We start from the raw sequence: 23168 nt of genomic DNA, 5'->3' as shown, positions 1-23168 counted from the left end.
GATCCCTCTTTTCTTCGTTAGCGTTCGGCGCGCAGCATGCGGCGCAGTTGGTAGATGATGTAGACCAGCATGATGGCGAACAGCGTCACTGCCACCGCGGCCGAGTAACCCTGGCGGTAATACTTGATGGCCTGGTCGTAGGCGTAGTAGGCCAGCACGGTCGAACTCTCGTAAGGTCCGCCGCTGGTCATCACCGAGATCAGGTCGAAGCTGCGCAACGCGCCGATGATGCTGACCACGAAGGCCATGAAAGTGGTCGAGCGCAGCTGCGGCAGGATCACGTAGCGCAGCATGCTCCAGCCCCTGGCGCCTTCCATGCGCGCCGCTTCTACCTGGTCGTGGTTCAGTGCCGTCAGCCCGGTGAGATAGAGGATCATGCAATAGGCAGTCTGCGGCCACAGCGCCGCGAAGATGATGCCGAAGGTGGCGTAGCGGGCGTCACCCAGCACCGGTACGCCTCGGCCCAGGATCAGTGACAGCAGGCCGAAGCTGGGATCATAGAACCAGCTGTAGATCAGTCCCACCACCACCCCCGAGAGCACGAAGGGCGCGAAGAACAGCGACTTCACCACGCGCATGCCACGCATCTTCTGGTTCAGGTAGAGCGCGATGGCCAGGCCCATGGGCGGCGCCAGCAGGAACATCAGCAGCCATAGCACATTGTTCTTGAGCGCCGTGTAGAAGGTCGGCGCGTGGAACAGTTCGACGTAGTTGGCCAGGCCGACGAACCTGGGATCGGTCATGCCATCCCAGCTGAAGAAGCTGAGATAGATGGTGTACAGGATCGGATAGAGCACATAGACCAGCGTCATCACGCAGGCCGGCGCCAGGAACCAGAAGGCGGCACGGTTGCGACGGGCGGCGCTGCGCTGCGGGCTGCTGGCCGGGGTGGCTGATACCGCAGATGTGGCAGATGTGGCCGTTGCATCGGTCGCAGGCGGCTGCGCGGCGGAAGTGGGCGCGAGCATGGCAGGGTCTCCTTCAATTTCTGCCGGCCATTCCCGCCGCCGTCGGCGACCGGAATGGCCCGGGTGAGTCACTACTTGTCCTGCTGGCGATCAGGACTTCTTGTAGATGCGCTTGCGGGCCTGTTCCAGATCGTTGAGGACGTCATCGAGCTTGTTCGGATCGCTGACGAACTTCTGCATGCCCTTCATGCCTTCATCGGCCATTTCCTTGGTCATGTCGCGATCATAGAACTGCGAGATGCCGCCCTTGGCATTGGACAGGATCTCGAAGCCGATGCGCGAGATCGGGTCGCTCGGTGCCGGCGACTTGCTGTTGGCCGGCAGCGATCCCAGGCCCTCGGCCAGCTTGGCGCTGATGGCGGGTGTTCCCACGAAGGCGATGAAGCGGTGCGCATCGGCCTTGTTGCGTGCCTTGGCCGGGATGTGGATGGATTCGGTCGGACCTTCCTCGGCCGTCGGCACGGCCGCATCGATGATGGGGAACTGGAAGTAACCCATCTCCGGTGCCAGCTTGGCCGGGAAGCCCTTGGCGATGAAGGTGCCCATGAGCATCATGGCGGCCTTGCCCTGGAACAGGAAGGGCTGGGCACCGTCCAGGTCGTAGGACAGAGCGTTGTCGATGAAGACCTTGTTGTCGATCAGGCTCTTCCAGGCGGTATAGACCTTTTTCACCCGAGGGTCGGTGTAGGCCACGTCGCCGGCCATCAGCTGCTGGTGGAAGGCATTGCCGTTGATGCGCAGGTCGAGGTAATCGAACCAGCCGGCCAGGGTCCAGGCGTCGCGACCACCGACGGCGACCGGGGCGATGCCGGCGGCCTTGAGTTTCTTGCAGGCCTCCAGGAATTCATCCCAGGTCTTGGGTTCGCTGGCGATGCCGACCTTCTTGAACAGGTCCTTGCGGTAGAACATGCCCCAGGAGTAGTACACGGTCGGTGCCGAATACTGCTTGCCCTGCCAGGAAGACGCTTCCTTGGTGGAAGCATAGGTGCTGTCCCAGCCGTTCTTCTTCCAGTCTTCGCTCAGGTCTTCCAGCAGGCCGCGGCTGGCGTAGAAGGCCATGCGCTCGCCGTTGTGCCAGTTGATGATGTCCGGCGCCTGGGTCGACAGCCAGCCCGGCAATTGCACCTTGTAGGCCTCTTCCTCGATGAAGGAAGCCTTGATGTCCACGTCCGGGTTGGCCTTCTTGAATTCATCCATCGTCGATTGCCATACCGCGCGCTGGACCGCCCCCTTGTAGGCGATGTTGACGGCCAGCGTGCCGGCCATGGCGGCGCTGCTCCAGGCGGATGCGGCCAGGCAGCCGGCGATCACGGTCATGCGAATCATCTTGTTCATTGTCGTCTCCGAATGTTGGTTTCAAAACAGCTGCGTTGTCGATGCTGTGACCGACCTGCGCAGTTTCTTTTCAGTTCTGCCAGGTTCTTTGCCCATCTTGCGCAGGTCTCTTGCCTGCTTGTGCGCGGCAGCCGCGGCTGCCGTGCGTTCTTCCAGAGTGAGGCCGGCGTCCTGCCTAATCGGGTTTGCTGCTGCGATAGATCGCCACGCCCTGCGGTTCCAGGCGGGCCTGTCCCACCAGGAATTGCGCGTTATCGGCCTGCGGCAGCTGTATCGGCGCATCGCTGTAGTTGAACGCGAATTGCAGGCCGCCGCGCTGCTGCAGGCGCAGGCCTTCCGGCAGACGCTGAGGTGTCAACCCGGCGGCGCGTGCGACCTCTTCGAAATAGCGCGTGGTCAGGTCGGCATCGAAGATGCCGGCCAGATAATGGGCCCGTTCCTTGCGCACGATGGCGGGATGGCCATCCCCGAAGCGGGCGATGGTCTGCAGACCATCGCCATCGGCTTCGATCAGGTCGCGCCAGTAGCGTCCCTGTCCTTGTTCGCTACCCCATTGCACCGGCTCGATGACGTTGGGACGCATCGATTCCACACGCCAGACGCGCATCGGCAGCAACTCTTGCAGCGGTCCCGGCGGCAGCGTGTCAGGAATCTGCAGCGAGCCGGTCTTGGAACCGCTACGCGGGCCGAACACCACCTGCGCGCCGCTTTTCGCGATGCGGCCCGGCAGGTCGTCCGGCACGATGGGCAGCGGCGGTACCACGATCATGGCGTAGCCATCGAGGTTCGCGTGCAGCGGCACGATGTCCACATCCAGCCCCAGCGCACGCAGGGTGGCGTAATAGTCGAAGGCGAAGTGCGCGTATTCGAAGTCGATACCCTGGAAATGGATCTCGAAGAGCCACTTGGCGTCGTAGTCGAACAGTAGCGCCACCTTGCCGCGTGGCTGTGCCAGCGCACCATGGCTGGCTTCGACCGCGAGGATTTCCTGCGCCACGCGCTCGGCTTCCGAGCCGCCCACGTCGAGGCGATTGTCGGGACGGTTCAGGCCGGCATGCATCTGTTCCTGCGCGAACGGGCACTGGCGCCAGCGGAAGTAGGAGACACAGCCGGCACCGTGGGCGAAGGCTTCCCAGCTCCATAGGCGCACCATGCCCGGCAGCGGATGCGGGTTCCAATGTGCCCAGTTCACCGGCCCCGGCTGCTGCTCCATCACCCAGAAGGGCTGGGCGGACATGCCACGATAGAGGTCATGGTTGAAGCTGGCGAAATCCGGATGGCCGGTGCGCAGCCAGCGCGCCTTGGTGTCCTGGTCGAACCACATCACCTCCAGCGCGCCCAGCGGATAGCTATCCCAGGTGGCCACGTCCAGGTCAGCCGCGACCGGATAGTGATCGAACTCCAGGAACATCTGCATGAAGTTGTGCACCATCAAGCGACCCGGCGAGAGCGGACGCAAAATCTCGACCTGCATGCGGTTGTAGCGCACCACCTCGTCGGAGGCGAAGCGGCGGTAGTCCAGGCGATGCGAAGGATGGGCTTCGGTCACCGTGCCGATGGGCGCATCGATCTCATCGAAGCTGCGATACTCCATGCTCCAGAACACCGTACCCCAGGCGCTGTTGAGCGCGTCGATGCTGCCATAGCGCTGGCGCAGCCACTGGCGGAAGCGGCGCTGCGCCGACGGTGAATAGCTGACCACGGTCTGGTGGCAGCCGTATTCGTTGTCCAGTTGCCAGGCGGTCACGGCCGGGTGCTGGCCATAACGCTCGCCCAGCAGGCGCACGATGCGTTGTGATTCTTCGTAATAGGAGTCGGACGAGAAATCATAGTGACGACGCGAACCGAAGGCGCGCTCGCGACCCTGGGCATCGACTGCCAGCACATCGTCATGACGGTCGATGAGCCACTTGGGGGGCGTCGCAGTCGGGGTGCACATCACCACCTCCAGACCATGCCGGGCCAGCACGTCGATGGCGCGATCCAGCCAGTCCCAGCGCAGGTCGCCCGGCGACGGTTCGATGCGGCTCCAGGCGAATTCGCCGATGCGCACCTGCTTGATGCCCAGCGCCTGCATGCGTTGCGCATCGCTTTCCCACATGGCCTCGGGCCAATGTTCAGGGTAGTAACAGACTCCCAATCGTAACGACATGGTCGTGATTCCTTAGCGGTAGTGAAGCGTGGAAGGAGAGGTGCGGCGGTGGTCGCGGCCGCAGCCCGTGGTTCAGGCCGCCGCAGCCAGACCGGGAGCCGGCTGCCTGCGCGCCAGCGCCACGCCGTCCTGGTCGAAGAGATAGGTGCAGTCGGGAGACACCGAGACGCGCAGGCGTTCGCCACGGGCGATGTGGGCATCCCCCGCGGCCTTGGCGACCAGCGGTTGACCGGCTGGCTCATCCAGATGCACGTAGGTCTGCTCGCCCAGGCGTTCCACCAACACCACCTCACGGGTGATGCCGTACTGGCTCTGCTGGCCAGCAGGGCTACCATGGCCGATCTCCATATGTTCGGGACGCACGCCCAGCGTCAGCATCTGGCCCGGCTGTACGGCGCCCTGCGCGGCCACCAGCACGGTCTCGTCGCTGCTGGTCAGGCGCACCAGGATGCCCTGGTCCTGCACGCCGACCACCTGCACCGGCATGAAGTTCATGCGCGGCGAACCGATGAAGCCGGCCACGAAGCGGTTACGCGGATGGTGGTACAGCTCCATGGGTGTACCGACCTGGGCGATGCTGCCGAAGCGTTGCGTGTCGGCTCCGGCATGCAGCAGCACGATGCGATCTGCCAGGGTCATGGCCTCGACCTGATCGTGCGTGACATAGACCACGCTGGCCTGTTCGAACTGGCGGTGCAGACGGGCGATCTCGATGCGTGTCTGGCTGCGCAGCGTGGCATCCAGGTTGGACAGCGGTTCGTCGAACAGGAACACGCCCGGACGTCGCACGATGGCACGTCCGATCGCCACCCGCTGGCGCTGGCCCCCCGACAATTCCTTGGGCTTGCGCTGCAGCAGTTCTTCCAGCTGCAGGATGCGTGCGGCCTCGCGCACCTTCTGTTCGATCTCGGCCTTGGGTAGCTTGGCCAGGGTCAGCCCGAAGCTCATGTTCTCGAACACCGTCATGTGCGGGAACAGCGCATAGCTCTGGAACACCATGGCCACCGAGCGCTGTGCCGACGGCACATCGTTGACATGGCGCCCACCGATGAAGAGATCACCGGAGGAGAGGTCTTCCAGCCCCGCGATCACCCGCAGTAGGGTCGACTTGCCACAGCCGGAAGGGCCGAGGAAGACACAGAATTCATGCTCGCCAATGTCGAGGTCCACATTGCGGATCACCGGCGGCGCATCGCCGTAGGCTTTTTGTGCTGCACGCAAGCTGATGCTGGCCATCACGTCTTCCTTACAGAAATGGATTGCAGGGCAGGACGCCGCAAGGGCAGGGCGGACGTCAGGTCGAGCCTGAGGTTAAGCGCTTAATCAAACTATCCAAAAAAAAGATCGCCTGAGTTTCCTGTGTGCAATCGGGGTTGTCTCCACGTCGTTGTTCTGATCGTGTTGCCGCCTTGGTGGTGGCAAATAATTTTGGTCGATCATACCCATCTTGAATCGGCCCTGCAACAACAATCCTGTAACCGCAGGCCGACAGGAATTTGTCAGCCGCCGCGGGATTGGCACGCGCCGTGGTGGTGGACTGCGTTGACAAGCCCGACATAAGCGGATTGAATGCGAGGGCTTCCAACTCCATGCAGCCATGACCACCTTATCCGAAGTCGCCCGTCTGGCCGGTGTCACCTCGGCCACCGTCTCCAACGTCCTGCGCCAGCGCGGCAAGGTCGGCGAGCAGACGCGCCAGCGTGTGCTGGACGCAGTCGCCCAGCTCGGCTATCGGCCGCACCTGACGGCGCGCGCACTGGCCGAGGGACGGGCGCCGACGCTGGCGCTGGTGGTCTCCAGCATCGCCAACCCCTTCTATCCCGAGTTCGCCCTGGCCGCCGAACGTGCCGCGCGTGATCGTGGCCGCTTCCTGATCGTCTGCAACACCAATGACGATCCCGATATTGGCCGCGCCTATCTCGACCAGATCGCCGGCACCTTGTCCGATGGCGTGCTGATCATGAATGCCAACCTGCCCATGGATGAGCTGCGCAAGACCGAACAGCGCGGTGCACCGGTCGTGCTGTGCATGTGGGAAAAGCCCGATGCGCCGCCGGAGCTGCCCTGCATCGCAGTGGACTTCCATGAGGCCGGCGCAATCGCTGCGCGTCATCTGCTGGGGCTGGGTCACCAGTGTTTCGCCGCGCTGGTGGGCAGCAAGAAGAGCGGCATCCATGCCGAACGCTATCGCGGATTTTCCAGCGCCTGCGCGCAGGCCGGTCACAAGCACCCGCTGCAGCGCACCCGCTACATCAACGACACCGTCGAGGCCGGCTATCGCGCCACCATGGAATTGCTCAAGGAACATCCACAGGTGACCGCCATCTTTGCCAGCAATGACCTGCCGGCACTGGGCGCGATGAATGCCATCGCCGATCTCGGGCTGAACGTGCCGCGTGACATTTCCGTCACCGGCATCACCGATATCCAGTGGGCGCGGGTCTCGCGTCCGGCCTTGACCACGGTGGCAGTGCCGACCGAAGAGGCGGCCCGCATGTCCATCGATCTGCTGCTGGCGCTGATCGAGCGCCGTAGCCCTTCGCCGGTGATGCGGGTGACCGCCTCGCCGCAACTGGTGGAGCGCGCCTCGACCGCAGCGCCACGCAAGCGCAAGGGCTGATCAGCGCACCTGCAGGCTCTCCAGATACGCACAGAACATGTCGGCCATGGCTTCGCCATAGGCGCGGACGGCCTTGGGCTGTTGCGCGCTGCGCGAGAGATGTTCGCCCACCGAGCAGAGCGTGGTCATCACCAGTTCGCCAGCGCGCTTGCGTCGCGGTGCCGGCACGCCCGGCAGGGCCTCGCGCATGAAGGTCGCGATGATCGCATCCCACTCCTGGATCAAGGCTTCGGACTCCACCGCATCGCGATAGAGCGGTGCTGCATCGGCCAGCGCCAGCCTGACCTGGGCTTCCTCGAATTCGCTGCGGATGAAGGCATGCACCAGTTCCCGCAGTCGCCTCGCGGGTGGTTTGTGCTGGTCCTGCAGCAACTGGCGCACCATCCCGGTGGTCTGCTGCCATTCGTCGGCCTGCAGACGGAACAGGATGGCCGCCTTGTTGGGAAAATACTGGTACACCGATCCCACGCTCACACCGGCCCGCTCGGCCACCCGCGCGGTCGTGAACCGTTGCGCCCCCTCGCGTAGCAAAACCTGAACAGCCGCTTCGAGAATGGCGGCGACCAGCTCGGTCGAGCGGGCCTGCTGCGGCGTCTTGCGCAGGGAAATCTGGGGGCGGCGGGGCTTGGGCATGGTGCAGGAAGTGGTCGTAGGGAATGCGAATGGAAAACCTGACGAAATGATCGCATACTGCGTATCGACAGGATGTGACGGATTCGTCGCATTCTAGCCTGGGTGGCCGCGACCTTCAATCGGAACGGTGCAGGCCCGGCAGGCATCCTCACCTCGTCTATCTCCAAGGACATACCATGACTATCAAACCGGCTGACAAGCCTGCTTCCCTGACGCCGCTGGCCAGCCCCGGCGCGGCGTCCTTCATCGTCTTTCTCAGGCTCGCCCCGCTGACGCTGGCGGTCTTCATCGCCTTTCTCACCATCGGCCTGCAGTTGCCGGTACTGCCCCTGCATCTGAAGGATGCCCTGGGCATGAATGCCACCATGGTCGGCGTGGTGGTCGGCGCACAGTTTGCGGCAGCACTGTTGTCCCGTGCCTGGGCTGGCAACCAGGCCGACCTGCACGGTGCCAAGCGCGCGGTGGTCATGGGCTTCATGGCCGCTGCGGTTTCGGCGCTGATCTATCTGGCTTCCCTGGTCCTGCTGGATCGACCTGCGCTGTCGGTGCTGGTCCTGCTCGCCGGCCGCGTGGTGCTGGCCCTGGGCGAGAGCCTGGTGATCACCGGCACCATGAGCTGGGGCATTGCGCTGGTCGGCCCGCAGCATGGCGGCAAGGTCATGGCCTGGCTGGGTATCGCCATCTATGCCGCCATGGCCTGCGGGGCGCCGCTGGGGGTGGCGGTCAGCCATGTGTATGGATTTGCCGGCATCTGCCTGGTGAGCCTGGCCATTGCCCTGCTGGCACTGGCGCTCATCGCCGGCCTGCGTCCGGTGGCACCCGGCGCCAGTCGTCGCACGCCCTTCTACAAGGTGTTGGGCGCGGTATGGCAACCTGGACTGGGGCTGGCCTTGTCCAGTGTCGGATTCGGTGTCATCACGGCGTTCATCGCGCTGCTGTTCGCCGCACGTGGCTGGGGCGATTCTTCGCTGGCCTTCACCAGCTTCGGCGTGGCCTTCATCATCGCCCGCCTGCTGTTTGCGCATCTGCCTGATCGCATCGGTGGCGCCAGGGTGGCACTGGTCTGCGTGCTGATCGAAGCCCTGGGTCAGTTGCTGATCTGGCAGGCCGATACCAGCGCGCTGGCCTATGCCGGTGCAGCCCTGACCGGCTTCGGCTATTCGCTGGCCTTCCCCGGCTTCGGCGTGGAGGCGATGCGCCGTGCGCCACCCCAGACCCGTGGCCTCGCCATGGGCGCCTACGTGGCTTTCCTTGATCTGTCGCTGGGCGTCACCAGCCCCCTGGCCGGCGCATTGGCCAGTCAGGTGGGTGTACAGGGTGTGTATCTGGCGGGAGCGGTCCTGGTGGGATTGTCGATGCTGGTGGCGCTGCATCTGATGCGCTCACCCGGCGAGGGGACATGAGCACCGTCGGGTAGCGCGTCAGTCCCTAGGGCGCTGACATGAAAACGCCGCTGTCTGTGCAGCGGCGTCATTGGTTTGCAGCGGGTCCTGCAGACTTCAGGCGTTGCGTGGATTGCGGCCGTGCTTGCGTTGGTACATGGCCTGGTCGGCCGCATGCAGCAGTGCGCTGAAGTCGCACATTTCGGAGGGCGTTACCGTGGCTGCGCCCAGGCTGATCTCGATATCGGTATGCGGCCACTTCACCCGTGCCACTGCCTGCTTGATGCGATCGGCAACCTGCTGGGCGCCGGTCTCATCGGTATCGGGCAGGATCAGCGAAAACTCGTCGCCACCGTAGCGGGCCAGGAAATCGCTGGCACGCAGCGGTGAACGCAGCACCCTTGCCAGTTGCTGCAGCATGGCATCGCCGGCCGGGTGACCGTAGGTGTCGTTGTACTGCTTGAAATAATCCACATCCACCATCAGCATCGACAGCGGTCGCGCATTGCGCAGGTGGCGGGTCCATTCTTCGCGCAGGCGCGAATCGAAGCTGCGACGATTGCCGATGCCGGTCAAGGAGTCGGTCATGGTCTGCTGCTCCAGCTTCTGCATGGCGCGATGGCTGTCGAGCAGGGCTTCGAGCTGGCGGCCCAGCTTCAAGAAGGCATCACGTTGCGTAGCGGACAGGGCGCGTGGTTCGCGGTCCATCACGCACAGCGTGCCCATGATGTCGCCATTGCCCGACACCAGCGGCACGGCGGCGTAGAACCGCACCGGTGGGGTGCCATTGGCCAGGGCGCTGACAGCAAAACGTTCGACAGTACGCAGATCGGTGATTTCCGTCACCACGCCCGGCGTGCGGGCCGCCATGTCGCACAAGGAAAAGTCCACTGCATTGCGCAGCACGCCGGTCTGGCCGGGGAAATGCCACCACTGGTTGCGGCTGTCGCCACGGCCGTTGATCACCGACAGATAGGGTTGTTGCAGGCCGATGTCGGGGTGCAGCTGGCTGAACATGCCCATGGGAGTACCGCACACGCTGGAGGCCAGCGAGATGAAGTCGGAGAGTGCCGGTTCCAGCCAGGCGTCGGCGTCGCTGTCGGTGTGCGCCAGTTCGACGCGGGTGTCGGTCAGTCCGCGCTGGCGGCCTTGGGTACGCTGGAAGAGGGAGCGTTCGGGAGTGTACTGGGCGTGCAAATCTCGAATGTTCATGGCGCGTTGCTCGTGAGGGTTGGGTTTCGTTTTATTTGATTCACCGTCGGTGCTTCGTGTGAGGCAGTGGGGAGGACGGTGCAGGATGTTCTGGTGGTCTGGTGCGCGGACGGAAATATTTTTCTTCTTCATCAACCGTACATCACCGCACATCATGTTGCCCTGCGACATCAAGGTAGCAGATCACGTCCCGAAGTAAACCGCTTTGGAACATCCGCTTACAATTTATACCTCGTTGTAGCGGAAACGATGCCATTCCGATCACATAAGAACAGCTTCGCTGATCATGCCGACAATTGACGTTTTGCCAGTGTCTTCACGGCGATGCGTAACAATAAATTGCGCTCTCGGAAATGCCCATCGGACAGCGCCACTTTCGCGTGTCAGCGGATTCTTATATTGCTCTGCAATAGAGCGAAAAAAGGCGACATTCAGGCGTCGCCATGAGGCGACAAAATCATGTCGCCACAAGGTGACGATTAATGCTTGCAAAGCTGCTTGGTCCTAAATAAACTCTGCCGTTCCGTAGATCCGATCAACGTTTTTGAAAGCAGAGATGTCGACCCAGCCCAAAGCAGGCGCAGTCCTGTTCGCCAAAGATGTAGCCCGCCTCGCCGCGTTCTATGCGCAGGTGCTGGCGGTGGTTCCCAAGCATGCCCATGCAGAAAAGGTAGTGATCGAGGCCGAGGATTTCCTGTTGGTGATCCATGCCATTCCGCCCGCCGCAGCAGCCACGTTGGAAATCAGCGCGCCACCGGTGTTGCGTGAGAACGTGCCGGTCAAGCTGTTCCTGCCGGTGCGCTCGCTGGCCCAGGCCAGGTTGAGCACGCAACAGCTCGGCGGTGGCATGAAGCCCGCCGACGCCGAATGGAGCGGGCCGGACTTCCGTGCCTGCGATGGCTTCGATCCGGAAGGCAATGTGGTGCAGTTCCGCGAAGTCGCACGCGAGCCGGCGCTGGCCTCCTGAGGACATTGCTGCTGACCTTGCAGAAGAACAATACCGGTCAGCGCACCCCCATCGACAGCACCAAAAAAGAAGCCGTCCGGCAAATACCGGACGGCTTTTTCGTTCCTGCGTTCCAGCACCCACGCAGATCAAGGGAACGCTTCCCCTCGCGTGCTGTGGGCGCTGCCGCGCTTACTGCACGGCAAGCTTGAAGTAGGTCTCGCGCTGCATGTCCACCACGTCCACCGTGATCTGCACCTGGGTCTGTGCCGGCCAGCTCTGGTCCTTCTGGATGGCCGCGCCCAGCAGGTCGGCGACCTGCTTCTTTTCTTCCAGCGTGCGGCCGGTCAGGATGGACAGGCGCAGTGCCACGAAGGCGCGCTTGGCATCGGCGGCGGTGCCGACAAGGTAGTCATCCAGACGCACGGCGCGCGCCTTGATGGCGTTTTCATCAAAGTGTCCGCTGGCCACCAGTGCCTGGTTGAGCTTGAGCAGGGTGGGCTGTACGTCGAGGGTGAGATTGCCGGTGTATTCCACAACGAGATGGGGCATGGTGGTTCCAATCCTTGTTAGGTAGATGAGGGGGGTGCGGGCTAAGGCTGCCTGCGACTGTAAGCCAAAACCGCCGACGATGATATTGGTGTAAACGATTAGCCGGCCAGGTAAGCCGAAAGCTTGCCCAGGTCCACATTGCCGCCGCTGATGATCACGCCCACCCGCTTGCCCTGCAACTGGTCCTTTAACTTGCGGGCGGCAGCAAAGCCCAGGCAGCCGGTCGGCTCCACTACCATCTTCATGCGTTCGGCGAAGAAGCGCAGGCCGGCGATCAGTTCTGCGTCGCTGACGGTGTGGATGTCGTCCACCAGCTGGCGGATCACCTCGAAGGTGTACTTGCCCAGGTGCTGGGTCTGCGCACCATCGGCGATGGTCTTCGGGGTATCGATGTGGACCACATGACCGGCGCGCAGCGATTGCTGGCCATCATTGCCGGCCTCCGGTTCCACGCCGTAGATCTTGCAGTCCGGCGCCAGCGCGCGGGCCGCCAGTGCCGCACCCGACAGCAGGCCGCCGCCACCGACACAGACGAACAGCGCATCAAGCGGTCCGGTCTCCTGCAGCAATTCCAGCGTGGCCGTGCCCTGGCCGGCCATCACGTGCGGATGATCGTAGGGCGGGATCAGCGTCATCTTGCGCTCGGCCGCCAGGCGCGCACCGATGGCTTCGCGGTCTTCGGTGTAGCGGTCATAGGTGACCACTTCGGCGCCATAGCCACGGGTGGCGGCGACCTTGGCCGCCGGCGCGTCCTGCGGCATCACGATCACTGCGGGGATGCCCAGCAACTGCGCGGCCAGCGCCGTCCCCTGCGCGTGATTGCCGGAAGAGAAGGTGATCACCCCGTGGCGGCGCTGGTCTGCATCGAATTGCGACAGCGCATTCATCGCCCCACGGAACTTGAAGGCGCCCATGCGCTGGAAGTTTTCGCACTTGAAGAACAGTTGCGCGCCAAGCTCGGCGTCCGCAGTGCGCGAACGCAACACCGGCGTCCTGTGCGCCCAGGGCTTGATGCGTTCGGCGGCCAGCAGGACATCGGCGAAGCTGGGCAATTCGGTGGCGCTGGAAACGGGGATCATGATTTTCCTTTGGAGGCAGGGTGGAGTCGGAGGGATTCGATAGCGCAATCAGAAGGAGGAGCCGGCGTCGGTGTGGGGCGGGTCAGTCCTTCTCGTCGTTGTAGACCGTCGCACGTGAGACGCCCAGGTGCGCTGCCACGATCTCGGCCGCCCGGCGCACATCCATGCAGCCGCTCTGGCGCAGCTCGCGCATCAACTGGCGGCGGTCCTCGGCCTTGAGGCTGCGCGGCGTGGTCGACAGGCGCGTCGCAAAATCGTCGATACGACTGCGCAGGGCGTCCGCGCCGGCCGGCTCCAGCGTCTCGGCCACGCGCACCGCGCCATCGATGCCGCCGAACTGGCGCAGCATGCCCTGCAAGGCGCCGAACAGCGTCAGGTCGATGTTCATGCACAGCGCCGCCACGTACTTGCCATCGGCGTCCTTGATGCCGATCGACGTGCTCTTGGCCTGGCGCCCGTCGGGCAGGGTGTTGGCGTAGTTGGTCAGCACTTGCGGATAGCTTTCGTCGGCGATGCGTGCCAGGCCCAGTTCGGTGGTGGCGTCGCCCACTTCGCGTCCGGACAGGTTGTTGTGCAAGGCCACGATGGAATGGTCCGCGTCGCGCAGGTCGTGCAGCACCACTTCGCAGAAGGGCGCGAAGGTCTCGCCCAGCCCAAGGGCAACCTGCTGCAATTGCGACAGCAGCAGGGCATGGTCGGGACGGTCGGGTTTCTGTTTGCGGGAGCGTGAAGTCATGCAATACATATTATCTAAAATTAGACTTTACGTATACTCCGCCGCAGCTTGCCTTGCGCAGCCCGGGCAGGCGCTTGCTATCATGAGCATCCGTTCATACGAGGTTGGCGATGCTGACGACCTCCCGTTCCGAGAGTCCGGCCCATGCGAGACCTGCCCCCCACCGCCACCTTGCGCGCCTTCGAAGTAGCGACCCGGCACGCCACTTTCACCGCCGCCTCCGAGGAATTGCACGTCACCCAGAGCGCGGTCAGCCACCAGTTGCGGCATCTGGAAGAACTCTGGGGTGTGCAGTTGTTCCAGCGCGGCAAGTCGCTCACGCTGACCCCGGCCGGCGCCGCGCTGGCACCGGTGGTGCGGGAATTCTTCATGAAGCTGGAAACCACCCTGGGTGAGTTGCGCGAGCAGAAAGGACGCGTCAGGCTCAAGGTCAGCACCACCTATTCCTTCGCGCTCAAGTGGCTGCTGCCGCGCCTTCCCGATCTGGCGCAGGCCCATCCCGACATCCTGGTCACGCTGGAGACCACCGACGCCGCCATCCGCTTCATGCCCGGCGAGCCGGACGTGGCCATCCGCTTTGGTACCGGACCCTACCCGGGCCTGTTCTCGGAGTTCCTGTTCCGCGAACAGATCTTCCCGGTGGTCAGCCCGGGCTTGCTGCAGCGCCTGGGCAAGCCGCACAAGCCGGCCGACCTGCTGCGCTATCCCCTGCTCACCCGTGCCGGCGCCGACATGGTGCCCAAGTGGGACCTGTGGTTCCAGCAAGCCGGCGTGACGGCACCGGCCTTGCGCGAGAACGTACGGCTGGCCGATACCAACATGACCATCGAAGCAGCCCTGCTGGGCCAGGGCGTGGCCCTGGCCCGCAGCGGCCATGTGGAGCAGGAGCTGGCCAGCGGTAGCCTGGTCAGGCTGTTCACGCTGGCCCTGCCTTCGCCCCTGGCCTACTACTTCGTCTGTCCCCAGGGCGTGGAGGCGCAGCCGCATGTGGCCAGCTTCCGCGCGTGGATGATGGCGCAATCCCGGCAGGCTGCACAAGGCTATTGACCTTGATGGCCGCGTAGCATGAGAAATTGCTCATGCCGGGATGAGGAGACTTCGCTTGGGTCCGCGCCCGGTCGTGCTTACCATGGCGCATGTCCTTGCCCATCGTGTTGCTCATTCTCTTCGCCGCCTTCCTGCATGCCGCCTGGAACGCCTTGCTGCGTGCCGGCGGCGACCGCCTCTGGTCAATGACCGTGATGTGCATGGCAGTGGCGCTGGCCAGCCTCGCTGCCATGCCCTTCCTGGCTTCGCCGTCACCGGCCAGTTGGCCCTATGCAGCCGGCTCGGCGCTGCTGCATGTGGGCTACAACCTGTTCCTGGTGCGCAGCTATCGCGCCGGTGAGCTGGGCCAGACCTATCCGATCGCACGCGGATGTTCGCCGGTGCTGGTGACCCTGGGCGCCGCCGTCTTCGCAGGCGAACAGATGAGCGCGGTGGTTCTGCTGGGTATCGTACTGGTGTCGGGTGGCATCGTAGCCCTGGCGTTTCGCCAGGGCGGGCTGGCGCTGCCGGGCCTGCCTTATGCGCTGGCGACCGGTTGTTTCATTGCGGCCTACAGCGTGGTCGATGGCATCGGCGTGCGTCTTTCGGGGGCGCCGCTGGCCTATACCGCATGGATGTCAGCGGGCTGGGGGCTGCTCATGCCGCTGGTCTACCTCGCGCTGCGCCGTCCACGTGGCCCGCGCTTGCTCTTCATGTTGCAGCCGGGATTCGCTCGCGCCTTTGCCGGTGGACTGGTCTCGCTGCTGGCCTATGGCATCGTCATCTACGCCATGGACCTGGCACCGATGGGCGCGGTCTCGGCACTGCGCGAGACCAGCGTGCTGTTCGCGGCGCTGATCGGCTACCTGTTCCTGGGCGAATCCCTGGGCCTGGCGCGCCTGCTGGCGTGCGCCGCCATCGCTGCCGGCACGGTCCTGATCGGCTGAAGCGGACAGGGGCTCCTGGCACTGCCAGACAGGTTTCCCGTTTTACCCTTTCGGAGAACGACCATGTCCGTCCCTTCCTCATCCCCTCTGATCCTCATCACCGGCGGCAGCCGTGGCATGGGCGCCGCCACGGCCCGGCTGGCGGCTGCACGCGGCTACGATGTCGCGCTGAGCTACCTCGCCAACGAGCAGGCGGCGCAATCCGTCGCAGACGACGTGCGCAGGCTGGGCCAGCGCGCCCTGGCGGTGCAGGCCGACAGCGCCGATCCGGAGCAGGTGGCCAGGCTCTTCGCCGCCATCGATGACAGCTTCGGACGCATCGACGTGCTGGTCAACAATGCCGCGATGCTGGAGCGCCAGTCACGGCTGGAAGACCTGGGCTACGCGCGCATGCAGCGTGTCTTCGCGGTCAACGCCATCGGTCCCATGCTGTGCGCCCAGCAGGCGCTGCGGCGCATGGCCTATCGCTACCAGGGACGCGGCGGCGCGGTGGTCAATATTTCCTCGGCCTCGGCCCGGCTCGGCAGCCCCAATGAATATGTCGACTACGCTGCCTCCAAGGGCGCGCTGGAGACCTTCACCACCGGCTTCGCCAAGGAAGTGGCTCGCGAAGGCATCCGCGTGAACTGTGTCCGGCCGGGACACATCTATACCGAGATGCATGCCAGTGGCGGCGAGCCGGATCGGGTCAACCGGGTCAGGGAAAGTATCCCGATGGGCCGGGGCGGCCAGCCCGAAGAGGTGGCGCGCGCCGTGCTGTGGCTGGCCAGCGAAGAAGCATCGTTCATCACCGGCACCTTTCTTGATGTCACCGGCGGCAAGTGAGCCGCCGGCCACTGCCTCAGGCATAGACCGCGCCGAACCGGTTGGCCAGTAGATCCGGCAGGGCGATCTGCTCCTGCCGGATGAAGCCCCGGGCCGGCAGCCTGCCTTCGCGGAACAGGTCCAGCGCCGCACAGACACCGGCTGCGGTGCTGGCCTGGATGGCGCTCTGCCAGCGGCCATCGGACTGCCGCGCAAAGATCTTGCGGGTGAAGACCTCTTGCATCAGCTTGCCATCGCGCAGCCCGCTCACGGTGACGAACACCAGTACCACGTCCTGCATGGTGGCCGGCACGCTCTTGCGCAGGATGTCCTTGAGCAGGGCCTGGTCATGGCGCAGGCCAAGATCGCCCAGCAGGAATTTCATGCGCTGCTGGTGACCGGGATAGCGTACCGACTTGTAGTCCAGATTGCGCACCTTGCCGGCCAGCGTCTCGCACAGGCTGCCCAGGCCGCCGGAAGTATTGAAGGCTTCGTACTCCACACCGTCCAGTGAAAAATGTTCGAGGTCGGCCAGGGCGTCGACGCTGACCCGCTCGCCATCGCGCAGCGCCGCGCAAGGATGGCAGTATTCGTTGATGAGACCGTCCACGCTCCAGGTCAGGTTGTACTTCAATTCATTGGTGGGGAACTGCGGCAGGGCGCCCACCCGCATCTTGATGTCGTGTACCTCGTCGAAACCGGCCGCCAGGTGATGCGCGGCGATGCCGATGAAGCCCGGCGCCAGTCCGCATTGCGGCATGAAGACGGTGGGGGCATCCGTCGCCAGCGCTGCAATCGCTGCGGTCGCCTGCACATCTTCGGTCAGGTCGAAATAGTGGGTGCCGGTCTGGCGCGCCACCGTCGCCACCGGCACCGCCATGTGATAGGGCAGGGCATTGATGACCACATCGGCCTGACGCAGCAGTGCCGCCAGTGCCTGTGGGTCGGTGGAATCGACCACCGTCTTTTCGATATTCAGGCCTGAGACTGCCTGCAAGGCGTGGGCGTCGCGGTCGGCGATGGTGACGCTGTAGTCGTGGGTGTGGTGACCAGTGCGGCCATCACCGGCAGTGGCCAGCAGGCGGGCGATGGTCTGGCCGATGTGGCCGGAGCCGAGGAGGACGGTACGCATGATGACTCTCCAGAATGAAGGTGAACGGATGATTCATTCTAGGTAGCCGTCACGACAGAATACATTGGCAGATCGTCAGAAAGCAGCAAGATTCCAGACGATATGTAGCGTTGATTCGTCACTTCGTAGCGTCAGCGGGTCTTGGCCACATCGCCCCGGTCGATCTTGCGCGCCAGCACCACCGAGGTCGTGGTCTTGATGACGCCTTCCATCTCGCCGATCTGGTCAAGGATCTTGTCCAGTTGTTCGGGAGTGCCCACGCGCAGCCAGGCGACGTAATCGAACTCGCCGCTGACGGCACACAATTGCTGGACCTCGGCGATGCGCCCGAAGCGGCGGACCACATCGCGCCCGGCGCGCGGCTGCACCGTGACGCCCACATAGGCCTGCAGACTGGGATCGACCACGTCGTTCCCGAGCTTGAGGGTATAGCCGCCGATCACGCCGGCCTGCTCCAGCCGGGCAATGCGTGCAATCACGGTGGTGCGCGCCACGCCCAGACGGCGGGCAATCTCGGCCACCGGTTCCCGGGCATTCAGTTGCAGGATGGAGAGCAGTTGCCGGTCGATGTCGTCGAGGTGGTCCAGCCTGATCATTTCCGGTTCTCCTGTCCTGTTGATGGATACGACACAATGACGAAATGGCGCTACAGAGCGTCAGTGTAGTCCAGGATGAGATGGGTGAGGAGCCGGCCCACATACCTGCCATGGTCGCTGTCATGGAGCCGACATGCCCAGGTGGTAATCTACGCAGCCTGCCACCCACTGCAACCGGGCCGCCGTGGCCCTACTGCCGGGAATGACATCGATGCGACCATTCTCTTGCCTGCTCCTGATCTGCCCTCTCTTGCTGCTGTGCAGCCAGTCCGCCACCGCAGCCGCCGATCCCCACAAGCTGTGGGAAATCACCAGCCAGCAATGTGTGCCATCCATGCAGGAGCGGGGGCAGCCGCAGCCCTGCGCCATGGTGGACCTGCAACGCGGCTTCGTGATCCTGAAGGATCTGGTGGGTCCGGCCCAGTACCTGCTGATGCCGACCCGGCGCCTGACCGGCATTGAAAGTCCGGAACTGCTCAGGGAGGATGCGCCCCGCTACTGGGCCTACGCCTGGGAACAGCGCTGGCGCGTGGCGCAGACGCTGGGGCGCCCGCTGGAAGATGAGCAGTTGGGTGTGGAAATCAACTCCGCCGCCGCGCGTTCGCAATTGCACCTGCATCTGCACATGGACTGCATGCGGCGCGACGTTGCCGCCAGCCTGGCCAGGCATCGCGACGATCCGGTGAAGCAGTGGCTACCCTGGCATTTCGAGGGCCATCGTTATTGGGTCATGCGCCTGCCAGCCGATGCCCTGCAGCAGGATGATCCCTTCAGGCTGGCCGCCGCCCGCAGCACCTATGCAGCCGCCAACATGGCCTCGCTGTCCTTGTTGCTGACCGGCGCGCGCCTGGCCGACGGCAGTGTCGGCTTCTTCCTGATCAACATGCCGGCCAACTTCGACCTGCAGGAATCGGGCAGCGCCGAAGTCCTGATGGACCACGACTGCCGCTGGTAGCGGAGCAGATCACTCCCTCAGCCCTCAGTTCCTCAGTCGGACAGCTCCTGTACCAGCGTATCGAACACCAGGCGCAGCCGTGGCGGCACCGGGCCGCGCTGTGGGCGGTACAGATAGGTATCCCAGGGTTCCGGTTCATGTTCCCCCAGCACCGGCACCAGGCGTCCGGCGGCGATGTCGTCATCGCACAGGAAGCCGGCAATCTGCCCGATGGCCATGCCATCCCTGACCAGCAGGTATTCCGCTTCCGAGTCATCGCAAACGAAGCGCGCATGGTCGGCATTCATCTGGCGATCCCCGGCAAACATCCATGGCCACAGCCGGCCGGTGTCGCGGTCGAGAATGCCGGTACAGGGCAGGGCGGGCAGGTCTTCCAGCCTGGCGGGGGTACCGTGGCGGCGCAGGAAGCGCGGGGTGGCTACGACATGAAAGCGGGTCTTGCCCAGCCGGCGCACCACGAAGCGGTTGTCGCGCAACGCCCCCACGCGTATGCCGATGTCGATCTTTTCGCCGACCACGTCGGCACGCTGGTCGGTCAGGCGCAGGTCGAAGCGCAGGCCGGGATGGGCGTTGGCCAGCCTTTCCACGATGGGCAACAGGCGACTGCGCCCCAGTGCCGAGGGCGCGGCCAGTCGCACCACGCCGCTCATGTCGTCCGGCGGGCTGGCCGGATCCGGGGCGAACAGGCCATCAAGCTGCTGCAGGCTGCTGCGGGCGCGTTCGGCCAGTTGTTCGCCGAAGCTGGTGATGCGCACCTGGCGGGTGTTGCGGTGGAACAGCATCTCGCCCTGCAGCCGTTCAAGCTCCTGGATCGCGCGGGTGACCGCCTGCGGCGAAATGCCGAGATGGATGGCGGCATCCTTGAAGCTGCCGGCGTCGGCGGCTGCACAGAAGATACGCAGCATCTCCAGTCGGTTGAGCATGATGATTCCTTGAATTGGAATTCTGTAATCTTATCATTTCCATTGTTTGGCATAGTCGCCGTGACCATAATCCTTCCATCGATATGCAGCATCCGCAGCACCGACAGCATCAGCAACACACATAGGCAGGCATTCACACTATCCATGGAAAGGGATTCATCATGAGCAACAACATCAAGAACAAGGTCATCGTCATCACCGGCGCCAGCAGTGGATTGGGCGAAACCACGGCGCGCCATCTGGCCTCCCTGGGCGCACGGCTGGTACTGGGTGCGCGTCGCACCGAGCGCCTGCAGAAATTGGTGGCCGACATCACCGCCGCCGGTGGCGAGGCCATTGCGGTGACCACCGACGTCTCCCGCCGCGCCGATGTGGAAGCGGTGGTGGCGCAGGGCGTGCAGCACTTCGGCCGCATCGATGTGCTGGTCAACAATGCCGGCATCATGCCGCTGGCACCGATGGCCAAGCTCAAGGTCGAGGAATGGGACCGCATGATCGACGTCAACATCAAGGGTGTGCTCTACGGCGTGGCCGCTGCACTGCCGCGTTTCTCCGCCCAGGGCTCGGGTCACATCATCAATGTGGCCTCGGTGGCCGGGATCAAGGTCTTCGCCGGTATGGGAACCGTGTATAGCGCCACCAAATTTGCCGTGCGTGCACTTTCCGAGGGCCTGCGTACCGAAGCACCGGAGGGCGTGCGCACCACCATCATTTCCCCGGGGGCGGTGGATTCCGAACTGAAGACGCATAGCAGCGACCAGGAAACCTCGGCCGCCGTGCAGGCCTGGTACGAAGCCAACCAGATTCCCGCCGATTCGGTGGCCCGTGCCATCGCCTATGCCATCGAGCAGCCGGAGAATGTGGACATCAGTGAAGTGGTGCTGCGTCCGGTGGCCCAGGAATTCTAAGTTTTCCACAGGCCTCAGGCGATCCGCTGCCATAGAAGGCGTCGGGACGGCAGACATGCCGCCCGGCGCCTTTTGTCGTCCTGACATTGTCGCCACGGCAAGGAAATGCGCACGGCATGTTGCTTGCTTCAAACGCTGCCGGACATCCGTGCAGACAAGCACGGTGCTTTTCTATATGATTGCCGGCCGAAAAAACAAGGAGTGATCGATGGCGATGGCGAACGCGTGCGGTGTGGATTTCGGCACCTCCAATTCCACCGTCGGCTGGCTGCGCCCGGATGCCGGGGATTCCCTGCTGCTGCCGCTGGAAGAAGGCCGTGCGACGCTGCCATCGGTCGTGTTCTTCAACGCCGACGAGAACAGCTTCAGCTATGGTCGCGCCGGACTGGGTGAATACCTGGCCGGCTATGAAGGCCGCCTGATGCGCTCGCTCAAGAGCCTGCTGGGCTCCGGTGCCATCGATGGCCAGACCGAGGTCGGCGGTCGGGCGCTGCCGTATCGCGGCCTGCTGTCGCAGTTCATCGGTGAATTGAAGCAGCGCGCCCAGCGTGCCGCCGGCACCTCGTTCTCCAGCGTGGTGCTGGGGCGTCCGGTGCATTTCGTGGACGACGATGCGGCTGCCGACCAGCTGGCGCAGGATACGCTGGAAGAGATCGCGCGTGACGTCGGTTTCAAGGACATCGCCTTCCAGTTCGAACCGATCGCCGCCGCCTTCGACTACGAGTCGCGCATCGACCGGGAAGAGCTGGTCCTGATCGTCGACATCGGCGGGGGTACCTCCGACTTTTCGCTGGTGCGCCTGTCGCCGCAGCGGGCGCAGCGCAGCGAGCGCCGTGACGACATCCTGGCCAATGGCGGCGTGCACATCGGCGGCACCGACTTCGACAAGTATTTCAGCCTGGCCTGCGTCATGCCGCTGCTCGGCCTGGGCGGCCGCCTGCAGGGCAATGCCGAGATCCCCTCCAGCTATTACTTTAACCTGGCCACCTGGCACACCATCAACCAGCTCTACACCCGCAAGGCCTGGCAGCAATTGCAGGACGTGGGGCGCGAGGTGGCCGACCGCGAGCGCTTCTCCCGCCTGCTCGATGTGGTGGAGCAGCGCTGCGGCCACTGGCTGGCCCTGCAGGTGGAAGCCGGCAAGATCGCGCTGTCCTCGGCTGAGCAGACCGTGCTGGACCTGGAGCGCCTGCGCAATCCAGAGCAGCTGCAATTGCAGCGCAGCGACTTCGATGCCGCCGTCGACCACCTGGTGCAGACGGTGGAGCAGACCGTGCTGGCGCTCTTGAAGCAGGCCGGCCTGCGCGCCGACGATATCGACAGCGTGTTCTTCACCGGTGGCTCCAGCGGCGTGCGCCTGCTGCGCGAACGCATCGCGGCCCTGGCGCCCAAGGCACGCCATGTGGAAGGTGACCTGTTCGGCAGCATCGGCAGTGGCCTGGCCATCGACGCGGCGCGCAAGTTTGGTTGAACTGCGGCCTTTCGTGTCGCGATAGCTGCTATACAATGCGGCGATCCTGATAGCACCGCAGCGGGCCCGGCCCGCGCCACCATGAGACCTTCTTCCGAATCCTTCGTGCGCCGGGTGCGCAGCAAACTGGACGAGTTGTCGAGCACCGAGCGCCTGCTGGCGGGCTTCCTGCTGGAATTCCCGGGTGAACTGGCCAGCTACGCCGGCAACGAGCTGGCGCAGCTGGCCGGCGTGTCGCCCTCCACGGTGAGCCGGTTCATCCGCCGTATCGGCTATGACAGCTACGAAGAGGCCCGCCGTCACGTGCGCGAGGAGCAGGAAGTCGGCTCGCCCCTGTTCCACGGCAGCAGTGCCGGTGCGGCACGCCAGGTGCGCTCGGTGACGGCGCACTTCCAGCAGTCGCAGGCCAATCTGGCAGCCACCTTCGAGCGCCTGTCCGATGCCACCATGGCCGAGATCGCCCGCGCCATCGTCGGCGCCCCGCAGGTGCTGATCTTCGGCAGCCGCAGCAGCCAGGCCTTTGCGCTGTACCTGCGCTGGCAGATCATCCAGGTGCTGCCGCGGGTGATGGTCATCCCCGGTCCCGGCGAGACCCTGGCCGAATACACCGCCGGCCTGTCCGAGCGCGATTGCGTCATCGTCTTCGGTACCCGTCGCCAGACCAGCCAGATGGACCGCCTGCTGCAGGCGGCCGTGCGCGCCGCTGCCCCTATCCTCTACATCAGCGACCATGCCTCGCCGGATTGCACCCAGGCCCGCTGGTCGCTGCAGGCCCAGTGTCGCGGTCCCGG

The 23168-nt window shown here is 64.3% G+C and carries 24 protein-coding genes; 10 read left to right on the top strand and 14 right to left on the bottom strand.

The window, feature by feature from the left end; translation table 11 throughout:
- Window positions 1-17: 17 nt before the first annotated feature.
- The 5 genes from HWE04_RS21045 to HWE04_RS21025 form a co-directional block, all read right to left on the bottom strand.
- A complete protein-coding gene (locus tag HWE04_RS21045; RefSeq protein WP_241813615.1) occupies window positions 18-968 on the bottom strand; it encodes a carbohydrate ABC transporter permease in 951 nt (316 codons plus the stop codon).
- A 90-nt stretch (window positions 969-1058) separates the two neighbouring features.
- A complete protein-coding gene (locus HWE04_RS21040) occupies window positions 1059-2303 on the bottom strand; it encodes an ABC transporter substrate-binding protein (RefSeq protein WP_006464094.1) in 1245 nt (414 codons plus the stop codon).
- Window positions 2304-2478: 175 nt separating this feature from the next.
- Entirely contained in the window at window positions 2479-4455 is a 1977-nt protein-coding gene (locus tag HWE04_RS21035) for a beta-galactosidase (protein WP_241813614.1), read from the bottom strand.
- A gap of 72 nt (window positions 4456-4527) precedes the next feature.
- The gene (locus HWE04_RS21030; RefSeq protein WP_241813613.1) at window positions 4528-5691 is read right to left on the bottom strand and encodes an ABC transporter ATP-binding protein; all 1164 of its coding nucleotides are present in this window, start codon (window positions 5689-5691) and stop codon (window positions 4528-4530) included.
- A 58-nt stretch (window positions 5692-5749) separates the two neighbouring features.
- Window positions 5750-6046 (bottom strand): hypothetical protein, encoded by a 297-nt coding sequence (locus HWE04_RS21025; RefSeq protein ID WP_241813612.1) that lies wholly within the window; start codon window positions 6044-6046, stop codon window positions 5750-5752.
- Between the two features lie 6 nt (window positions 6047-6052).
- On the opposite strand from HWE04_RS21025, the gene HWE04_RS21020 reads away from it, so the two are divergent.
- Entirely contained in the window at window positions 6053-7075 is a 1023-nt protein-coding gene (locus HWE04_RS21020) for a LacI family DNA-binding transcriptional regulator (protein ID WP_241813611.1), read from the top strand.
- On the opposite strand, the gene HWE04_RS21015 is transcribed toward HWE04_RS21020, so the two are convergent.
- Window positions 7076-7708 (bottom strand): TetR family transcriptional regulator, encoded by a 633-nt coding sequence (locus tag HWE04_RS21015; RefSeq protein WP_241813610.1) that lies wholly within the window; start codon window positions 7706-7708, stop codon window positions 7076-7078. It abuts the gene before it with no gap.
- Window positions 7709-7884: 176 nt separating this feature from the next.
- Here HWE04_RS21015 and HWE04_RS21010 point away from each other — a divergent pair, with 176 nt between their 5' ends.
- Window positions 7885-9111, top strand: a complete 1227-nt coding sequence (locus HWE04_RS21010) for an arabinose transporter (RefSeq protein WP_241813609.1) — start codon at window positions 7885-7887, stop codon at window positions 9109-9111.
- 96 nt (window positions 9112-9207) lie between these two features.
- Here the strand turns inward: HWE04_RS21010 and HWE04_RS21005 are convergent, their stop codons facing one another.
- A complete protein-coding gene (locus tag HWE04_RS21005; protein ID WP_241813608.1) occupies window positions 9208-10302 on the bottom strand; it encodes a GGDEF domain-containing protein in 1095 nt (364 codons plus the stop codon).
- Between the two features lie 261 nt (window positions 10303-10563).
- Window positions 10564-10794: a hypothetical protein gene (locus HWE04_RS21000; protein ID WP_139347098.1), complete on the bottom strand. Its 231-nt coding sequence runs from the start codon at window positions 10792-10794 to the stop codon at window positions 10564-10566.
- Window positions 10795-10858: 64 nt separating this feature from the next.
- On the opposite strand from HWE04_RS21000, the gene HWE04_RS20995 reads away from it, so the two are divergent.
- A complete protein-coding gene (locus HWE04_RS20995; protein ID WP_006464087.1) occupies window positions 10859-11269 on the top strand; it encodes a hypothetical protein in 411 nt (136 codons plus the stop codon).
- A 171-nt stretch (window positions 11270-11440) separates the two neighbouring features.
- Here the strand turns inward: HWE04_RS20995 and HWE04_RS20990 are convergent, their stop codons facing one another.
- The 3 genes from HWE04_RS20990 to HWE04_RS20980 all read right to left on the bottom strand — a co-directional run bounded on the left by HWE04_RS20990 (window position 11441) and on the right by HWE04_RS20980 (window position 13624).
- Window positions 11441-11800 carry a 5-carboxymethyl-2-hydroxymuconate Delta-isomerase gene (locus HWE04_RS20990; RefSeq protein ID WP_077235840.1) on the bottom strand — a complete coding sequence of 120 codons (360 nt, stop codon included), beginning with the start codon at window positions 11798-11800 and terminating at the stop codon, window positions 11441-11443.
- 98 nt (window positions 11801-11898) lie between these two features.
- Window positions 11899-12879 (bottom strand): threo-3-hydroxy-L-aspartate ammonia-lyase, encoded by a 981-nt coding sequence (locus tag HWE04_RS20985; RefSeq protein ID WP_077235839.1) that lies wholly within the window; start codon window positions 12877-12879, stop codon window positions 11899-11901.
- Window positions 12880-12961: 82 nt separating this feature from the next.
- A complete protein-coding gene (locus tag HWE04_RS20980; protein WP_241813607.1) occupies window positions 12962-13624 on the bottom strand; it encodes a helix-turn-helix transcriptional regulator in 663 nt (220 codons plus the stop codon).
- A gap of 135 nt (window positions 13625-13759) precedes the next feature.
- On the opposite strand from HWE04_RS20980, the gene gcvA reads away from it, so the two are divergent.
- From gcvA to HWE04_RS20965, 3 genes are all read left to right on the top strand, one after another.
- Window positions 13760-14662: a transcriptional regulator GcvA gene (gene gcvA, locus HWE04_RS20975; RefSeq protein WP_241813606.1), complete on the top strand. Its 903-nt coding sequence runs from the start codon at window positions 13760-13762 to the stop codon at window positions 14660-14662.
- A gap of 89 nt (window positions 14663-14751) precedes the next feature.
- On the top strand, window positions 14752-15588 hold the full coding sequence (locus HWE04_RS20970; protein WP_241813605.1) for a DMT family transporter: 837 nt from the start codon (window positions 14752-14754) through the stop codon (window positions 15586-15588).
- Window positions 15589-15651: 63 nt separating this feature from the next.
- A complete protein-coding gene (locus tag HWE04_RS20965; protein ID WP_182993534.1) occupies window positions 15652-16413 on the top strand; it encodes a glucose 1-dehydrogenase in 762 nt (253 codons plus the stop codon).
- Between the two features lie 16 nt (window positions 16414-16429).
- Here HWE04_RS20965 and HWE04_RS20960 read toward each other — a convergent pair whose 3' ends face one another.
- Both HWE04_RS20960 and HWE04_RS20955 read right to left on the bottom strand, forming a co-directional pair.
- Window positions 16430-17524 (bottom strand): saccharopine dehydrogenase family protein, encoded by a 1095-nt coding sequence (locus HWE04_RS20960; RefSeq protein WP_241813604.1) that lies wholly within the window; start codon window positions 17522-17524, stop codon window positions 16430-16432.
- 131 nt (window positions 17525-17655) lie between these two features.
- Complete coding sequence (locus HWE04_RS20955; RefSeq protein WP_241813603.1) at window positions 17656-18120, bottom strand: Lrp/AsnC family transcriptional regulator; 465 nt, start codon at window positions 18118-18120, stop codon at window positions 17656-17658.
- Window positions 18121-18331: 211 nt separating this feature from the next.
- Between HWE04_RS20955 and HWE04_RS20950 the strand changes: the two genes are divergently transcribed.
- Window positions 18332-19075, top strand: coding sequence for a CDP-diacylglycerol diphosphatase (locus HWE04_RS20950; RefSeq protein ID WP_241813602.1), 744 nt, complete (start codon window positions 18332-18334; stop codon window positions 19073-19075).
- Window positions 19076-19107: 32 nt separating this feature from the next.
- On the opposite strand, the gene HWE04_RS20945 is transcribed toward HWE04_RS20950, so the two are convergent.
- Entirely contained in the window at window positions 19108-19998 is an 891-nt protein-coding gene (locus HWE04_RS20945; RefSeq protein ID WP_077235832.1) for a LysR family transcriptional regulator, read from the bottom strand.
- Between the two features lie 161 nt (window positions 19999-20159).
- On the opposite strand from HWE04_RS20945, the gene HWE04_RS20940 reads away from it, so the two are divergent.
- From HWE04_RS20940 to HWE04_RS20930, 3 genes are all read left to right on the top strand, one after another.
- Window positions 20160-20906, top strand: coding sequence for an SDR family oxidoreductase (locus tag HWE04_RS20940; RefSeq protein WP_241813601.1), 747 nt, complete (start codon window positions 20160-20162; stop codon window positions 20904-20906).
- A 214-nt stretch (window positions 20907-21120) separates the two neighbouring features.
- Window positions 21121-22377 (top strand): Hsp70 family protein, encoded by a 1257-nt coding sequence (locus HWE04_RS20935; protein ID WP_039875855.1) that lies wholly within the window; start codon window positions 21121-21123, stop codon window positions 22375-22377.
- An 81-nt stretch (window positions 22378-22458) separates the two neighbouring features.
- On the top strand, window positions 22459-23168 hold a 710-nt coding region (locus HWE04_RS20930), incomplete at its 3' end, for a MurR/RpiR family transcriptional regulator (RefSeq protein WP_241813600.1).

Origin of the sequence: Herbaspirillum sp. C7C2, from assembly GCF_022627865.1 — a bacterium.
Classification (GTDB): Bacteria; Pseudomonadota; Gammaproteobacteria; order Burkholderiales; family Burkholderiaceae_D; genus Herbaspirillum; species Herbaspirillum frisingense.
The sequence above is the reverse complement of the archived record's forward strand: the minus strand, read 5'-3'. Positions and strand labels throughout refer to the sequence as shown.

What these genes read in the sequence shown, in the direction of transcription:
- HWE04_RS21035 (WP_241813614.1), bottom strand. Translation starts at nt 4,455, where the DNA reads ATGTCGTTACGATTGGGAGTCTGTTACTACCCTGAACATTGGCCCGAG.
- HWE04_RS21040 (WP_006464094.1), bottom strand. Translation starts at nt 2,303, where the DNA reads ATGAACAAGATGATTCGCATGACCGTGATCGCCGGCTGCCTGGCCGCA.
- HWE04_RS20940 (WP_241813601.1), top strand. Translation starts at nt 20,160, where the DNA reads ATGAGCAACAACATCAAGAACAAGGTCATCGTCATCACCGGCGCCAGC.
- HWE04_RS20990 (WP_077235840.1), bottom strand. Translation starts at nt 11,800, where the DNA reads ATGCCCCATCTCGTTGTGGAATACACCGGCAATCTCACCCTCGACGTA.
- HWE04_RS20995 (WP_006464087.1), top strand. Translation starts at nt 10,859, where the DNA reads ATGTCGACCCAGCCCAAAGCAGGCGCAGTCCTGTTCGCCAAAGATGTA.
- HWE04_RS21010 (WP_241813609.1), top strand. Translation starts at nt 7,885, where the DNA reads ATGACTATCAAACCGGCTGACAAGCCTGCTTCCCTGACGCCGCTGGCC.
- HWE04_RS21045 (WP_241813615.1), bottom strand. Translation starts at nt 968, where the DNA reads ATGCTCGCGCCCACTTCCGCCGCGCAGCCGCCTGCGACCGATGCAACG.
- HWE04_RS20960 (WP_241813604.1), bottom strand. Translation starts at nt 17,524, where the DNA reads ATGCGTACCGTCCTCCTCGGCTCCGGCCACATCGGCCAGACCATCGCC.
- HWE04_RS20950 (WP_241813602.1), top strand. Translation starts at nt 18,332, where the DNA reads ATGCGACCATTCTCTTGCCTGCTCCTGATCTGCCCTCTCTTGCTGCTG.
- HWE04_RS21020 (WP_241813611.1), top strand. Translation starts at nt 6,053, where the DNA reads ATGACCACCTTATCCGAAGTCGCCCGTCTGGCCGGTGTCACCTCGGCC.
- HWE04_RS20970 (WP_241813605.1), top strand. Translation starts at nt 14,752, where the DNA reads ATGTCCTTGCCCATCGTGTTGCTCATTCTCTTCGCCGCCTTCCTGCAT.
- gcvA (WP_241813606.1), top strand. Translation starts at nt 13,760, where the DNA reads ATGCGAGACCTGCCCCCCACCGCCACCTTGCGCGCCTTCGAAGTAGCG.
- HWE04_RS20955 (WP_241813603.1), bottom strand. Translation starts at nt 18,120, where the DNA reads ATGATCAGGCTGGACCACCTCGACGACATCGACCGGCAACTGCTCTCC.
- HWE04_RS20935 (WP_039875855.1), top strand. Translation starts at nt 21,121, where the DNA reads ATGGCGAACGCGTGCGGTGTGGATTTCGGCACCTCCAATTCCACCGTC.
- HWE04_RS20965 (WP_182993534.1), top strand. Translation starts at nt 15,652, where the DNA reads ATGTCCGTCCCTTCCTCATCCCCTCTGATCCTCATCACCGGCGGCAGC.
- HWE04_RS21030 (WP_241813613.1), bottom strand. Translation starts at nt 5,691, where the DNA reads ATGGCCAGCATCAGCTTGCGTGCAGCACAAAAAGCCTACGGCGATGCG.
- HWE04_RS21025 (WP_241813612.1), bottom strand. Translation starts at nt 6,046, where the DNA reads ATGGAGTTGGAAGCCCTCGCATTCAATCCGCTTATGTCGGGCTTGTCA.
- HWE04_RS21005 (WP_241813608.1), bottom strand. Translation starts at nt 10,302, where the DNA reads ATGAACATTCGAGATTTGCACGCCCAGTACACTCCCGAACGCTCCCTC.
- HWE04_RS21015 (WP_241813610.1), bottom strand. Translation starts at nt 7,708, where the DNA reads ATGCCCAAGCCCCGCCGCCCCCAGATTTCCCTGCGCAAGACGCCGCAG.
- HWE04_RS20985 (WP_077235839.1), bottom strand. Translation starts at nt 12,879, where the DNA reads ATGATCCCCGTTTCCAGCGCCACCGAATTGCCCAGCTTCGCCGATGTC.
- HWE04_RS20980 (WP_241813607.1), bottom strand. Translation starts at nt 13,624, where the DNA reads ATGTATTGCATGACTTCACGCTCCCGCAAACAGAAACCCGACCGTCCC.
- HWE04_RS20945 (WP_077235832.1), bottom strand. Translation starts at nt 19,998, where the DNA reads ATGCTCAACCGACTGGAGATGCTGCGTATCTTCTGTGCAGCCGCCGAC.